Raw genomic sequence first — 13,647 nt, forward strand, 5'->3', positions numbered from 1 at the left:
TCCGGGGGCTCAGGCGCCCGCGGCCTCCCACGGGGCCCAGGACTCCGCACGCAGCCCCGCCCACCGGGCGCCGACGCCGGCGAGCGTCACCACGCGCCGTTCGTCGTCCGTGTCGCCGACGGCGCGGTCGATCAGCACCCGGAGCCGGTCGTCCGAGAGCTCCTCGACCTTGCCGTCGCCCCACTCGACGACCACCACCGACTCCGGCAGCGACACATCGAGGTCCAGGTCCTCCATCTCGTCGAGCCCGCCGCCCAGGCGGTACGCGTCGACGTGGACCAGCGCCGGGCCGCCGCCGAGCGGGGGGTGGACGCGGGCGATCACGAAGGTGGGGGACGTGACGGCGCCGCGCACCCCCAGGCCCTCGCCGAGCCCGCGGGTCAGGGTCGTCTTCCCGGCACCGAGCTCGCCGGTGAGCATCACGAGGTCGCCGGGGCGCAGCACGCCGGAGATCCGGCGGCCCAGGGCCTGCATCTGTTCGGGTGACTCCACGGCCAGCGTCACGGTGACGGTGTCGTCGCGCGTGACTCCGTGCGCGGTGCCTGCGGCGCGCTCAGCGGCCGGGCTGTTGTGCGGTGCTTCCATGCCCGCCAACGTTAGAGGATTCCGGTACGGCACCGGCCCGCACCAGCAGGTCCGCGAGCCGGTCCGTCACCGTCTCCGGGTGCTCCAGCATCACCAGGTGCCCGGCGTCCGGGACGATGACCAGCTCCGCGTCGGGCAGCTGGTCCGCGATGGCCTCGCTGTGCGAGCTCGGCGTCACCAGGTCCTTGTCCCCCGCCAGGATCAGCACCGGTACGTCCCGGAACAGCGGCAGCGCGTTGCTCTTGTCGTGCTCGGCGAAGGCCGGGTAGAACTCCGCGACGACGTCGATCGGCGTGGACTCGATGAGCCGCTCGGCGAACCGCTCGACCGCCGGGTCCACGTCCCGGGAGCCGAACGAGTACCGCTTGATCAGCCCGGCGAACAGGTCAGCGGTGGCCCGCCGGCCCCGCTCCACGAGCTCGGCCTGCGAGCCGAGCGCCTTCAGTACGCCGGGCAGCACCCGCCGTACCGCGTTCACGCCCGCCACCGGCAGCCCGAAGCTGACCTCGGCCAGCTTGCCGCTCGACGTGCCGACGAAGGCGACGGCGGCGACCCGGTCGCGCATCAGGGCGGGGTACTGGTCGGCCAGCGCCATGATCGTCATGCCGCCCATGGAGTGCCCGACCAGCACCAGCGGGCCCTCGGGCGCGGCCGCGTCGATCACGGCCTTGAGGTCGCGGCCGAGCTGGTCGATGCCGACGTGCACGCCCTGCGCCTGGGCCCGGCCGCGCTCGGAGCGGCCGTGGCTGCGCTGGTCCCAGTGGACGGTGCGCACGAGGCCGCGCAGGGCCGCGCGCTGGAAGTGCCAGGAGTCCTGGCTGAGGCAGTAACCGTGGCTGAAGACGATGGTGACGGGGGCGGGGGCCTTGCGTCCGAAGAGGCGGCGCCTGCGCGGACCGGCGGCTCCGGAGCCGGCGGCCGTACCGCCCGTGCCCGTACCGCTGCCCGGGTCGACCTCGTCGATCTCGTAGTACAGCTCGGTGCCGTCGTCGGCCGCGGCCCGGCCCGGCAGGCCGCGCAGGGAGCCGTACGGTCCGGTGGCGTCCAGCGCGAGCCTGGCGCGCTTGCGCATGCCGCGCCCGACCGTCAGCCGCTCGACCGCGACCCCGGCCGCCGCGCCCGCGGCGATCACGCCTATGGCGGCGCCGGCGATCCCCGCCCGGCGCCAGCCGACCGCCGAAGCGGCCGTCGCCACCGCGTCCCCCGCGCTGATCTCACTCACCGTGCCGCGCTCCTCGTCGGTCGTGTCGTATCCATCGGATCAGATCGTGCCTGGTCAGGGGCGCTTCCCCGGTCAGGACCCGGCCGGGCGCCCCTCCGGCGTTCCGTCGTCCCGGTAGACCCGCGGCACCCGGCCGCCGATCCGGGTGACGATCTCGTACGCGATCGTGCCGGCCGCCTGCGCCCAGTCCTCGGCGCTCGGCTCGCCCCGGTCCCCCGGGCCGAACAGCACGGCGTCGCTGCCCTCCTCGACGACATCCCCGTGGAGGTCGACGACGAACTGGTCCATGGCCACCCGGCCCGCGACCGTCCGCCGGACCCCGCCGACGAGCACCGGGCCGCGGCCCGACGCGTGGCGCGGGACACCGTCCGCGTACCCCACCGGAACCAGGCCGAGCGTGGTCTCGGCCGACGTCGTGTAGTGGTGCCCGTAACTGATGCCGTGGCCGGCCGGCACCTGCTTGACCAGGGCGACCGACGCGGCGAGCGTCATCACCGGACGCAGTCCGAAGTCGGCGGAGGTGCCGAGCTCGGGGCTGGGCGAGATGCCGTACATGGCGATCCCGGTCCGGACGAGGTCGAAGTGCGACTCGGGGACCGTCAGCGTCGCCGGCGAGTTCGCGATGTGCCGCACCTCGGGCTCGACACCCGCCTTCTCCGCGTACGCCACCATGTCGCGGAAGGTGTCGAGCTGGGCGGTGATCGAGGGGTGTCCCGGCTCGTCCGCGCAGGCGAAGTGGGACCAGAGGCCGGTGACGCGGACGGTGCCCGCCTGCTCGGCGGTGCGGGCGGCGGCGACGAGCTCCGGCCAGTCGGCGGGCTGGCAGCCGTTGCGTCCCAGGCCGGTGTCGGCCTTGAGCTGGACGCGGGCGGGGCGGCCCGCGGCCGCGGCCGCCGCGGTGACCTCGCGCAGCGCCCACATCCCGCTCACCGACACGTCGATGTCGGCCTCGATCGCCTCGCGCCAGGGTCCGCCCGGCGTCCACAGCCAGCACATCATCCGGCCGCCGAGACCGGCCGCGCGCAGGGCCAGCGCCTCCTGCGGGGTGGCGGTGCCCAGCCAGGTGGCACCGGCTTCGAGCGCGGCGCGGGCGCAGCGCTCCGCCCCGTGCCCGTACGCGTCGGACTTGACGACGGCCATGAGGTGCGCGCCGCCCGCCCGGGCACGCAGAACGCGCACGTTGGCGCGGAGTGCGGCGAGATCGATCTCGGCACGGGCTCTCAAGGACGCTGTCTCGTTCATCGCGCCCAGTGTCTCAGAGCCGGGCGGCGCGGCCCCCGGGCGCCGGTGCGGGGACGGGGCGCGCCGCACCGGCCGGACGGGCAGGTCAGCCGTGGTGCAGGGCGTGTTCCAGGTGGTCGGCGAGGACCGGGACGTGGCTGTGCGGAACATCCTTGACCGCTGTGACGAGCGTCACCGGGCCGCTCTCGCGGACCAGTCTCACCAGCTCGTCCACGGCCGTCGCGTGCAGCGGGTCGGCGAGTTCGGCCCGGTAGCGGTCCACGAAGGCGTCGTAGCGGGTGGCGGAGCGGTCCTCGTGGTACCAGGAGCGCAGTTCGTCCGACGGGGTGACGTCCTTGAGCCAGCGGTCGATCGCGGCCCGTTCCTTGGACACGCCGCGCGGCCACAGCCGGTCGACGAGCACGCGGGTGCCGTCGCCGTCCTCCCGCGGGTCGTACACCCGCCGTACGCGCACGTCACCGCTGTCGTTGCTCACGCCCGGGCCCCTCTCGCCGCTTCCAGGATCACTCAGGCCCGTACGTCCCGCCACGCCGCCCCGATCGCGTCGGCGACGTCCTGCGCGGCGACCGGGGAGCCGTCCGACGCGTGCCGGGCGGCCAGGCCGTGGAGGTGGGCTCCGACGGACGCGGCGTCGCGCGGGGCGAGGCCCGCGGCCAGCAGCGAACCCGTCAGCCCGGAGAGCACGTCCCCGCTGCCCGCGGTGGCGAGCCAGGAGGTGCCGGTCGGGTTGACGCGCACGGGCGTGTGCGGGGTGTCGGTGGCGATCAGCGTCGTGGAGCCCTTGAGCAGGACCGTGGCGCGGAAGCGGGTGGCGAGTGCGCGTACGGCGGCGAGCCGCCCCGCCTCGACCTCCTCGCGCGCCACGCCCAGCAGGGCGGCGGCCTCGCCGGCGTGCGGGGTGAGGACGGTGGGCGCGGTGCGCGCGCGGACGGTGCCGGCGTCCAGCAGCCGCAGCCCGTCCGCGTCGACCAGCACCGGCACGTCCGTGGCCAGCACGTCGGAGACCGCCTCGACGGCGTCCGTGCCGTCGCCGAGCCCCGGACCGACCACCCAGGCCTGGACGCGTCCGGCCTTCGACGGCGGGCCCGTGTGGACCAGGGTCTCCGGATGGCGCGCGATCACCGCGTCGCCCCCCGGCCCGACGTAGCGCACGGCCCCCGCCCCGCCGCGCAGCGCCCCGGAGACGGCGAGCACCGCGGCCCCCGGATAGCGCGCCGACCCGGCGACGATGCCGACGACACCGCGCCGGTACTTGTCGCTCTCCGCGGCGGGCACGGGCAGCAGCGCGGCGACGTCCGCGTACTGGAGCGCCTCCAGCTCGGGCACGTCCGGGAGTTCGGCACCGAGTCCGATGTCGACCAGCAGCAGGGCACCGGCGCGTTCGGCGGCCGGGTCGACGAGCAGCCCCGGCTTGTACGCGCCGAAGGTGACGGTCGCGTCCGCGCGCACGGCGGCCCCCGCCACCTCGCCGGTGTCCGCCTCGACGCCGCTCGGCAGATCGACGGCGACGACGGGCACCCCGTGGGCCGCGTAGTGCTCGACCACGGCGGCCGCCTCCGGACGCAGTCCGCCGCGTCCGCCGATGCCGGTGATGCCGTCGACGACGAGGTCGATGTGCCCGCCCCAGCCGCGGTGCGGGGCCACCTCGCCCCCGTCCATCACCCGTCCGCCGGCCGCCAGCAACGCCGCGGTCCCGCCCGCGTGGGCCCGGCCGGGCGAGACGCGCACGGCCACGACGCCCGCGCCGCGCCGGGCCAGCCGGGCCCCGGCGTACAGCGCGTCGCCGCCGTTGTCGCCGCTGCCGACGAGGAGGACGACCCGGGAGCCGTAGACCCGGCCGCCGCGCCGCAGCAGATCGGCGCAGGCCGCGGCGAGTCCGGCGGCGGCGCGCTGCATCAGCGCACCTTCGGGGAGCCGTGCCATCAGGGCCTGTTCGGCGGCCCGTACGGTGTCAACGCTGTAGGCGGTACGCATGACTCCAACGTACGCAGGAATCCGCACCCCCGCCCCGGCTCAGCCCTCCGCGATCACCACGGCCGAGGCGACGCCCGCGTCGTGGCTCAGCGAGACGTGCCACTGCCGCACACCCAGTTCCGCCGCGCGCGCGGCGACCGTGCCGCGGACCCGGAGCCGGGGCTGCCCGCTCGCCTCGACGTACACCTCGGCGTCCGTCCACAGGAGCCCCGGGGGCGCGCCGAGCGCCTTGGCCAGGGCCTCCTTGGCCGCGAACCGCGCGGCCAGCGAGGCGACCCCGCGCCGCTCCCCGCCGGGCAGCAGCAACTCGCTCTCGATGAACAGGCGCTGGGCGAGGTTCGGCGTACGCTCCAGCGCCGCTTCGAACCGCTCGATCTCCGCCACGTCGATCCCGACCCCGATGATCACGTACGCACCCTCACTGTTGGCTGACGGCTCACTCCACGGTGACGGACTTCGCCAGGTTGCGCGGCTGGTCCACCTCGTTGCCGCGGGCCGTCGCCAGTTCGCAGGCGAAGACCTGCAACGGCACGGTGGCGACCAGCGGCTGAAGCAGCGTAGGCGTTGCGGGGATCCGGACGAGATGGTCGGCGTACGGGACGACCTCGTCGTCGCCCTCCTCGGCGATGACGATGGTGAGGGCGCCGCGGGCCCGGATCTCCTGGATGTTCGACACGATCTTGCCGTGCAGCACGGAGCGCCCGGCCGGGGACGGCACCACCACGACGACCGGCAGACCGTCCTCGATCAGCGCGATCGGCCCGTGCTTGAGCTCACCGGCGGCGAACCCCTCGGCGTGCATGTACGCGAGTTCCTTGAGCTTCAACGCGCCCTCCAGCGCGACCGGGTAGCCGACGTGCCGCCCGAGGAAGAGCACGGTGTCGTGCGAGGCGAGCGACCTGGCCAGCTCCCGCACCGGCTCCATGGTCGCCAGGACCCGGTCGACGGATCCGGAGATCTCGGAGAGCTGGCGGATGACGGTACGGATCTCGTCACCCCACTTGGTCCCGCGGACCTGTCCGAGATAGAGCGCGACGAGGTAGCAGGCCACGAGCTGGGTCAGGAAGGCCTTGGTCGAGGCGACGGCGACCTCGGGACCGGCGTGCGTGTAGAGGACGGCGTCGGACTCGCGGGGGATGGTCGAGCCGTTGGTGTTGCAGATGGCGAGGACCTTCGCGCCCTGCTCACGGGCGTGCCGCAGCGCCATCAGGGTGTCCATCGTCTCGCCGGACTGCGAGATCGCGATGACGAGGGTGTGCGGGTCCAGGATCGGGTCGCGGTAGCGGAACTCGCTGGCGAGCTCGGTCTCGCACGGAATCCGGGTCCAGTGCTCGATGGCGTACTTGGCGATCATCCCGGCGTGGAACGCGGTCCCGCAGGCGACGATCACCACCTTGTCGACCTCGCGCAGCTCGCCGCGCGTGATCCGGACCTCGTCGAGGTGGAGCGTGCCCTCCGGGTCGATCCGGCCGAGGAGGGTGTCGGTGACGGCCTTGGGCTGCTCGGCGATCTCCTTGAGCATGAAGGAGGGGTAGCCGCCCTTCTCGGCCGCGGAGGCGTCCCAGTCCACGTGGTACGCCCGCACCTCGGCGGGCTCCCCGTCGAACCCGGTGACGACGACCCCCTCGCGCCGCAGCTCGACCACCTGGTCCTGGCCGAGCTCGACCGCGGAACGGGTGTGGGCGATGAACGCGGCGACGTCGGAGGCGAGGAACGCCTCGCCGTCCCCCACACCGACGACGAGCGGCGAGTTCCGCCGGGCCCCGACCACCACGTCGGGCGCGTCCGCGAACACGGCGACGAGCGTGAACGCCCCTTCGAGCCGCCGGCACACCTGCCGCATCGCCTCCGCCGGGTCCGCGGTCTGCGAGTACGCCTCGGCGAGGAGGTGGGCGACGACCTCGGTGTCGGTCTCGGACACCAGGTCGTGGCCGCGCCGGCCGAGCTCGGCGCGCAGGGCGGCGAAGTTCTCGATGATCCCGTTGTGGACGACGGCGACGCGACCGGCGTTGTCGAGGTGCGGGTGGGCGTTGGCGTCGGTGGGACCGCCGTGGGTGGCCCACCGGGTGTGCCCGATACCGGCGCTGCCGGCCGGCAGCGGCTGCTCGACCAGCAACTTCTCCAGGTTGACGAGCTTCCCGGCCCTCTTGGCGGCGGCCAGCCCCCCGTCGGCGAGGACGGCGATCCCCGCGGAGTCGTATCCCCGGTACTCCAGCCGCTTGAGACCGGCGACGACGACGTCCTGCGCCGACTGCCCACCGACGTAACCCACGATTCCGCACATAGTGGTCCTTTCCTGGTCACCAGCCCCTGTTCTTCGCATAGTCGCAGAAGCAACCATCATTTCAAGCCCACCAACGAGGCCCGTCGCCCTGTTGGATCCGGATCAAGCCCGCCCGGCGTTCGAGGACGGGCCCGCCGAGGGCGGACGCCGCCCCACCGCGCTCGACTACACCGCCCGCACCGGCTCCGGCACCGCACCGCTCCCCGCCCCCACAGGCACCTTCCGCTCCCCCTTCACCAGCAGCAGCACCGCCACCCCCGCGACAACGCCCACCGCCCCGGCCACCACGGCCGCCGTGTCGAGCCCCGAGGCGAACGCCGCCCGCAGCGCATGCTCCGGCACCCCTGCCGCCCGCAGCCCGGACGCCCCGCCGCCCGCGAGGGTGTGGGACCGGTCGTCGCCCAGCGTCTCCCCGATCCGGGAGGTCAGCACCGTCCCGAGCACGGCAACCCCGAGGGCGTATCCGAGCTGCCGGAAGGTGTTGACCGCGCCGCCCGCCATGCCCGCCCGCTCCGGCGGCACCGCGGCCAGCGCCGCGCCCGCGAGGGCCGGGGACACCAGGCCCGTACCGATGCCCGCGACCACAAGCCCCGGCAGCAGCGCCGGCCACGAGGAACCGGCCCCCAGAACGGCCTGCCCGAGCGTGCCGACGCCGATCAGGACGAGCCCGGCACCGATGGACAGCCGCGGCTGCACCCCGTGCAGCAGCTTCCCGCCGACAGCGGCCACCACGAACGCGGTCGCGGCCAGCGGCAGCAGGGCCAGCCCGCCCTGGACGGGGCTGAGCCCGAGCACGGTCTGCAGCCAGATCGAGGTGTACGGCAGGACGGCGAACGCCGCCAGGTTGTACGCGAGCGCCCCCGCCATCACCCCGGTGAAGGCGGACTTCCGGAACAACGACAGCTCAAGCAGCGGGTGGGTGGCACGCCGCTCGACGAGCACGAAGCACACCAGGGCGAGCACGGCGACCGCGAAGGTCGCGAGCGTGCGCCCCGACGTCCAGCCCAGACTCCCCGCCCGCACCACGCCGTACGTCGCCGCCGCCGCGAACACCGCGAAGCTCGCGGTCCCCGCCCAGTCGATGCGCCGGCCCTTCGCCCCGTGCGACTCGGGCACGGTCCGGACCGTCAGCCAGACAGCGGCGACGCTGACCGGAAGGTTCACGAAGAAGATCCAGCGCCATCCGGGCCCCTCGGTCAGCAGCCCGCCGACCACCGGCCCGATCGCGGCAGCGCCCCCGCTGACCGCGCCCCACAGCCCGAGCGCGACGGACCGGTCCCGCCCCCGGTACACCGAGGCGAGCAACGGCAGCGTGGTCGCGAACATCGCGGCCGCGCCCACCCCCTGGACCCCGCGCGCGGCGACCAGCACCGCCGGCGACGAGGCGAGCCCGCAGGCCAGCGAGGCGAGGGCGAAGAGCCCGACGCCCACGACATGGACCCGGCGCCGCCCGAGCAGATCGGCCGCGGCCCCGATGCCGAGCAGCAGCGCGGCGAGCGCGAGCGCGTACCCGTCGATGACCCACTGGAGATCGGAGAGCGACGCGTCCAGCACCCGTGCCATGTCGGGCAGCGCCACGATGACGATCGTGACGTCCAGCAGCAGCATGAACGTCCCCAGACAGACCGCGGTGAGCGGCCCCCACTTACGCATGTCTTTCTCCCTGTACGCATTCGTCCGTGGCCGGCTGCCACTCCCGTACGATCGGAGAGGGGCGGCCGAACCCCCCAGCCAGTGAGCGTTAAGCGCCGGAATCCGACACCGAAGGGGCCAGACCTCATGGAATCCAACACCGTGGGCGACCCCCTCGACCTCCAGCTCCTGCACGCCCTGGAGCTGGACGCCCGCGCCCCGTTCAGCCGGATCGCGGCCGTGCTCGGCGTCTCCGACCAGACGGTGGCGCGCCGCTTCCGCAGACTGCGGGCGGATGCGGCCCTCAGGGTCGTCGGGGTCCGCTGCGCGGCCGCCGAGGACCGGCTGGACCACTGGCTGCTGCGGGTGCGCTGCGCGCCCGAGGGCGCGACGGCCATCGCGGAGGCACTGGCGAAGCGCCCGGACACGGCCTGGATCGGCCTCACTTCGGGCGGTACGGAGGTGACGTGCACGGCCAACGTCCGCTCCCGGGACGACGCCGACGACCTGCTCCTCGGCAAGCTGCCGCGCACCCCGCACATCGTCGACATCCGCGCCCACCAGCTCCTGCACCGCTTCTACGGCGGCCCGTCCGGCTGGCTCCACAAGAGCGGCGCCCTCTCCCCCGGCCAGGCAGCCGCGCTCGCCCCCACCGCACCCCTCCCGGACCACCCCGGCCCGGCGGTCATCACCGCCGAGGACGAAGCACTGGTCGCCGCCCTGGAGGAGGACGGCAGGGCCACGTACCCCGAACTCCAGAAGGCCACGGGCCGCTCCGAGTCGGCGGTCAAGCGCCGCATGGCCCAGCTGGTGGCCTCGGGCGCGCTGTACATCGACGTCGAGTTCGACGCCGCCCCCTTCGGCTTCCGCCACCCGACGATGCTGTGCATCACGGCCGCACCCCGCGCCCTCAACGCGGTGGGCGAGGCACTCGCCACCCACCCGGAGGTCGCGTACGCGGCGGCGACCACGGGCCCGTCCAACCTGGTGGCGGTGGTGATCACCCGCGACACGGGCCACCTGTACCGGTACCTGAGCGAGCGCCTGGGCGGACTGGAGGGCGTCGAGCACGTGGAGTCGATGCCGTTCCTGCGGCGCGTGAAGCAACTGACGTACCGGCCGTTCCGGGGGTAGCGGAGAGCGCCCGCCACAAAGCAGGAGTGGCTCATACTTTGAGCGGTTCCTACTTCACCGGGTGGAGTTGGAGCACGCCCGGCTCCGGCGGAACCACCGAGGCGCCCCTGATCATCTACGGCGGTACGACAAGCCGTAGCCGTAGGGGGACGCGGACATGGACATGCAGGAAGCTGACGCGGGTACCGGTCGCGCGCGCCGGGCCGGAGGCGGCCCGTGGGTCGCCGCCGGTGCCAATCTCACCCTCGGGGTGTTCGCGATCCTCCCCTTCCGGTACATCCTGTGGCTGACGACGTACCTCTCACCACCGGACCACGGGGACCAGTCCGCCGGGGCCACCAGCTACGACACCGCCCCCTACGCCGCCTCACCTGTCGACATATGGGGCGCCGGGCTCAGCGGTCTCGTCATCCTGGCCATGGCGGTCGTGATCGATGTCCTCATGCCGCGCCAGGAGGGCTGGTCGACGCGCCTCTGGCTCGGAACGGCGGCGTTGATCCCCGTTCCCTTCATCGCCTGCAAGGTCTTGGGCGTGTTCTGAACGGAACGGACGGGCCCGGGTCAGGCCTCCTCGCGGGGCGCAGGGCATATCGACGCCGGGGCGGAGGAACGCGCAACCGGTCCAGGTAGGCCAGTTGATGACCGACTACCTGGCCGGCCTGCGGCCCGGATGTGCGCCGCAGGCCCTCGGGGGATGTCGGCCCTGTGGTCAGTGGGCCGACGCGTACGCGACGAAGTCGGCCCAGACGCCCGGGGCGAAGCCGAGTGCGGGGCCGGGGATGTTCTTCGAGTCGCGGACGTGGATGGTGGTGGGGGCGGTTGCCACCTCGACGCAGGAGGGGCCGTCGGCCGTGCTGTAGCTGCTCTTGAACCACGTCAGTCCGGAAGCTGCTCCGGCTTGCGGCTTGCCAATCATGTCTCTCCAAGTAGCTTCTCGATGAAGGCCCGCGACAGCCGAGGCGTGAGGGCTTGGGCCCGGATCAGTCCGTAGCGCATCTCAAGGATCTGGACTTCCTTGGGATCGCTGATCAAACGGCTGGTGAGCTGGACCTCGTTGTGAGCCACAGCAGTTCCGTCCTTCAGCTTCAACACCCGGTGCGAGCCATCCAGCCCCGCGTGCTCCTCCGTATCTGTGGGCATGACCTGAATTTCGACATGCCTCAGCATGCTCAATTCCAGCATGCGTTCGAGTTGGCCGCGCAAAACCATTCTGCCTCCGGTGGGCCGCCGCAGGACTGCTTCCTCCTGGACAAACGTCAGCAACGGCGCGGGAGCCCGTCCGAGCACGCCCTGGCGGTGCACGCGCGCGGCCACCCGGCGCTCGACTTCACCCTCGGAGAACGCCGGCACCCGTTCACCGAACAGGGCGCGAGCATAGGCCTCGGTTTGCAACAAGCCGTCCACGACATCGCTGCTGTAAGACCCGAGCTCCACCGCCTCGGCCTCCAGCTTCGCCAGATCCCGGACCTTCTTCGGGTACCGCGCCTCCGCCACATCCTGCTTCATCGCGGAGATCTTGCCTCCCGCGCCGACCGCCTCGTCCACACGGTCCAGGAACTCCGGCTTTGGAATCCGCGTCCCGGCCTCCACCTTGTAGACCAGGTTCTCCCCGAACCCGATCGCCTCGCCCAACTCCGCCGCGCGTAAACCAGCCGCCTCCCTCCAGAGCCGGATCTGCCGGCCGACCGCCGCGATCACCGCGCCCGAATCGTCCTCGGGTTCAACATCCCATTCGGACCCGTCCGTACCGTCGTTGACACCCATACGCCACCCGCCTCCACCCGTGAACGGCACCCGCCCGCTGTACGCGTGGGACAGGTCCGCACAACCGCTGGACAGTCACCGTCCGTACACGCGTCGATGCTGTTCAGCGTAGCCACGGGCGGACACGCTGAGTGACGTGAACCGAGAAACCACCCAACCGCGTGCCCGCGCCGGCCAGTTCGCCGTCCAGCTCTCCGCGACCCGTCGGGGCGCCCGACTCGCCCGCCTGCTGGCCACCGAGCAGCTCCGTTCCTGGGGGCTGCCGCTGGACGACGCGAGCCATGTCGTCGCCGAACTGGCGGCCAATGCGGCACTCCACGGATACGTACCCGGGCGGGACTTCCGCGTCCTGCTCACGGTCAACGGGGACACGCTGCGTATCGAGGTCGCGGACGCGCGCGGCGATCAACTCCCCCGCGCCCAGGAACAGGACGCCGCACACGAGGGCGGGCGAGGACTGCTGGTGGTCGAGGCGCTGGCCACGCGCTGGGGCGTAGAACAGGGGCCCTTCCCCCGAAAGACCGTCTGGGCGGAAATCGCACTCACCGGATCGTGACGACCACGACCCGGTCGAGCGCGACGCGATGGAGGGCGACCCGGCCGACCGCGACCCGGCGGCCCACGACGTAAAAAGCTTTCAAGTCCTTTGGGAAGAAGAAATCAACCAAACCCAACCCACCCGGGCGGACCTCAGCAGGCCCCCGCGCGCCCGCGAGCGCAGCCGCGAGGGCCCGTCACTCGCACGGGTGAGGTTCGCCAACTGGGCTGGATTTCGCCCCGGTTGCCTGGCATATGCTCACGAAACCGAACCACAGACTGTGACGGCCCCCGCCGGGATTGCCATCCCGAGCGAGGGCCTGACCACCACGGAAGAGAACGCTTCCCGATGGATACCCAGCAGGTTATCTCCCCTTCCCGCGCCCCGTCCGGCGGCGGCATCGTCCACGTGAACGTGCGCCACGCGAGCCACTTCACCGTCGTGGGCAACCACCTGGCCCAGCACCGCGAGCTCTCCCTGACCGCGATCGGCCTGGCCACACACATCCAGTCGCTGCCCGCCGGGGCGAAGGTCGGCATCAAATGCCTGGTCCAACGCTTCCCGGAGAGCGAGACCCGCATCGCGGGAGCGCTGCGCGAACTGGAGACCCACGGCTACCTGAAGCGCACCCGCGAGCGCCTGCCGAACGGTCGCATCGCCACGCGCACGACGTCGTACAACCAGCCGCCTGGCTTGACGGTTACGCGAACAACCCGCCCGGCAAGGGCCGTTGAACTGTGCGAAGTCCAGACGCCCGCAACACCCCCGAACCCCACTCACCCCGCCCCCGCGCCCGCCCCCAAGCCGCCCCCTCCTCCCCTCCCCCGGCCGGAGACTCCTGCCCTGGACCTGCATCGCATCGCGACGGCCCTCCTGCTGCGCCTCCACGAGGACGTGAAGGAGATCGTGCTGTCGGAGGACAACATCCGGACGCTCGCGCCCGCAGTCGCCACCTGGCTCGAACGCGGCGCCACCCCCGCGTCCATCGGCCAGGCGCTCACGTCGGACCTCCCCGTCCCACTGAAGTACCCGCCGAAATTCCTCGCCCACCGACTCACCGCACTGCTCCCGGCAGCCCTCCCGGCGGCTGGGCGGTCACCGCTCTACGACCCGCTGCAGAACTGCGACGGCTGCGACCGCGCGTTCAGAGCACCCGCACCGGGGAACTGTGCCGAGTGCAACTGGGAGCTGTCCGCTACGGCGTAGTCGCCGCGCCCGGCGATCGCAGCCGACCGTGCGTGCAGGGATCGCAGCAGGCTCGGACTCCACCCC

At 72.9% G+C, this 13,647-nt stretch carries 14 protein-coding genes; 4 read left to right on the forward strand and 10 right to left on the reverse strand.

Translation table 11 applies throughout. The annotated features are described in order from the left end of the window. Positions 1-9: 9 nt before the first annotated feature. From tsaE to OG521_15725, 8 genes are all read right to left on the reverse strand, one after another. Positions 10-585, reverse strand: a complete 576-nt coding sequence (tsaE, locus tag OG521_15690; GenBank protein ID WUW22160.1) for a tRNA (adenosine(37)-N6)-threonylcarbamoyltransferase complex ATPase subunit type 1 TsaE — start codon at positions 583-585, stop codon at positions 10-12. Continuing rightward, complete coding sequence (locus OG521_15695; GenBank protein ID WUW22161.1) at positions 554-1,807, reverse strand: alpha/beta hydrolase; 1,254 nt, start codon at positions 1,805-1,807, stop codon at positions 554-556. Before OG521_15695 ends, tsaE begins: the two co-directional genes overlap by 32 nt. 72 nt (positions 1,808-1,879) lie before the next feature. Further along, a complete protein-coding gene (gene alr / locus OG521_15700; protein ID WUW22162.1) occupies positions 1,880-3,049 on the reverse strand; it encodes an alanine racemase in 1,170 nt (389 codons plus the stop codon). 85 nt (positions 3,050-3,134) lie between these two features. Beyond that, positions 3,135-3,524 (reverse strand): DUF488 family protein, encoded by a 390-nt coding sequence (locus tag OG521_15705; protein ID WUW22163.1) that lies wholly within the window; start codon positions 3,522-3,524, stop codon positions 3,135-3,137. 32 nt (positions 3,525-3,556) lie between these two features. After that, entirely contained in the window at positions 3,557-5,023 is a 1,467-nt protein-coding gene (locus OG521_15710; GenBank protein ID WUW22164.1) for an NAD(P)H-hydrate dehydratase, read from the reverse strand. Positions 5,024-5,062: 39 nt separating this feature from the next. After that, positions 5,063-5,431: a holo-ACP synthase gene (locus OG521_15715; protein WUW22165.1), complete on the reverse strand. Its 369-nt coding sequence runs from the start codon at positions 5,429-5,431 to the stop codon at positions 5,063-5,065. Between the two features lie 28 nt (positions 5,432-5,459). Beyond that, positions 5,460-7,307 (reverse strand): glutamine--fructose-6-phosphate transaminase (isomerizing), encoded by a 1,848-nt coding sequence (glmS, locus tag OG521_15720; GenBank protein ID WUW22166.1) that lies wholly within the window; start codon positions 7,305-7,307, stop codon positions 5,460-5,462. 165 nt (positions 7,308-7,472) lie between these two features. After that, complete coding sequence (locus OG521_15725) at positions 7,473-8,960, reverse strand: MFS transporter (protein ID WUW22167.1); 1,488 nt, start codon at positions 8,958-8,960, stop codon at positions 7,473-7,475. A 126-nt stretch (positions 8,961-9,086) separates the two neighbouring features. Between OG521_15725 and OG521_15730 the strand changes: the two genes are divergently transcribed. Both OG521_15730 and OG521_15735 read left to right on the forward strand, forming a co-directional pair. Continuing rightward, positions 9,087-10,073, forward strand: a complete 987-nt coding sequence (locus tag OG521_15730; GenBank protein ID WUW22168.1) for an Lrp/AsnC family transcriptional regulator — start codon at positions 9,087-9,089, stop codon at positions 10,071-10,073. Between the two features lie 157 nt (positions 10,074-10,230). Further along, positions 10,231-10,614, forward strand: coding sequence for a hypothetical protein (locus tag OG521_15735; protein WUW22169.1), 384 nt, complete (start codon positions 10,231-10,233; stop codon positions 10,612-10,614). Between the two features lie 168 nt (positions 10,615-10,782). Here OG521_15735 and OG521_15740 read toward each other — a convergent pair whose 3' ends face one another. Beyond that, positions 10,783-10,989: a DUF397 domain-containing protein gene (locus tag OG521_15740; GenBank protein WUW22170.1), complete on the reverse strand. Its 207-nt coding sequence runs from the start codon at positions 10,987-10,989 to the stop codon at positions 10,783-10,785. Beyond that, positions 10,986-11,837 (reverse strand): helix-turn-helix domain-containing protein, encoded by an 852-nt coding sequence (locus OG521_15745; GenBank protein ID WUW22171.1) that lies wholly within the window; start codon positions 11,835-11,837, stop codon positions 10,986-10,988. Before OG521_15745 ends, OG521_15740 begins: the two co-directional genes overlap by 4 nt. A gap of 136 nt (positions 11,838-11,973) precedes the next feature. Between OG521_15745 and OG521_15750 the strand changes: the two genes are divergently transcribed. Then, the gene (locus OG521_15750) at positions 11,974-12,393 is read left to right on the forward strand and encodes an ATP-binding protein (protein WUW22172.1); all 420 of its coding nucleotides are present in this window, start codon (positions 11,974-11,976) and stop codon (positions 12,391-12,393) included. 330 nt (positions 12,394-12,723) lie between these two features. Then, on the forward strand, positions 12,724-13,581 hold the full coding sequence (locus OG521_15755) for a helix-turn-helix domain-containing protein (GenBank protein WUW22173.1): 858 nt from the start codon (positions 12,724-12,726) through the stop codon (positions 13,579-13,581). Positions 13,582-13,647 lie beyond the last annotated feature (66 nt).

Origin of the sequence: Streptomyces sp. NBC_01463 (genome assembly GCA_036227345.1) — a bacterium.
Taxonomy (GTDB): Bacteria; Actinomycetota; Actinomycetes; order Streptomycetales; family Streptomycetaceae; genus Streptomyces.

What these genes read in the sequence shown, in the direction of transcription:
- OG521_15710 (WUW22164.1), bottom strand. Translation starts at nt 5,023, where the DNA reads ATGCGTACCGCCTACAGCGTTGACACCGTACGGGCCGCCGAACAGGCC.
- OG521_15735 (WUW22169.1), top strand. Translation starts at nt 10,231, where the DNA reads ATGGACATGCAGGAAGCTGACGCGGGTACCGGTCGCGCGCGCCGGGCC.
- OG521_15725 (WUW22167.1), bottom strand. Translation starts at nt 8,960, where the DNA reads ATGCGTAAGTGGGGGCCGCTCACCGCGGTCTGTCTGGGGACGTTCATG.
- tsaE (WUW22160.1), bottom strand. Translation starts at nt 585, where the DNA reads ATGGAAGCACCGCACAACAGCCCGGCCGCTGAGCGCGCCGCAGGCACC.
- OG521_15745 (WUW22171.1), bottom strand. Translation starts at nt 11,837, where the DNA reads ATGGGTGTCAACGACGGTACGGACGGGTCCGAATGGGATGTTGAACCC.
- OG521_15740 (WUW22170.1), bottom strand. Translation starts at nt 10,989, where the DNA reads ATGATTGGCAAGCCGCAAGCCGGAGCAGCTTCCGGACTGACGTGGTTC.
- OG521_15755 (WUW22173.1), top strand. Translation starts at nt 12,724, where the DNA reads ATGGATACCCAGCAGGTTATCTCCCCTTCCCGCGCCCCGTCCGGCGGC.
- alr (WUW22162.1), bottom strand. Translation starts at nt 3,049, where the DNA reads ATGAACGAGACAGCGTCCTTGAGAGCCCGTGCCGAGATCGATCTCGCC.
- glmS (WUW22166.1), bottom strand. Translation starts at nt 7,307, where the DNA reads ATGTGCGGAATCGTGGGTTACGTCGGTGGGCAGTCGGCGCAGGACGTC.
- OG521_15730 (WUW22168.1), top strand. Translation starts at nt 9,087, where the DNA reads ATGGAATCCAACACCGTGGGCGACCCCCTCGACCTCCAGCTCCTGCAC.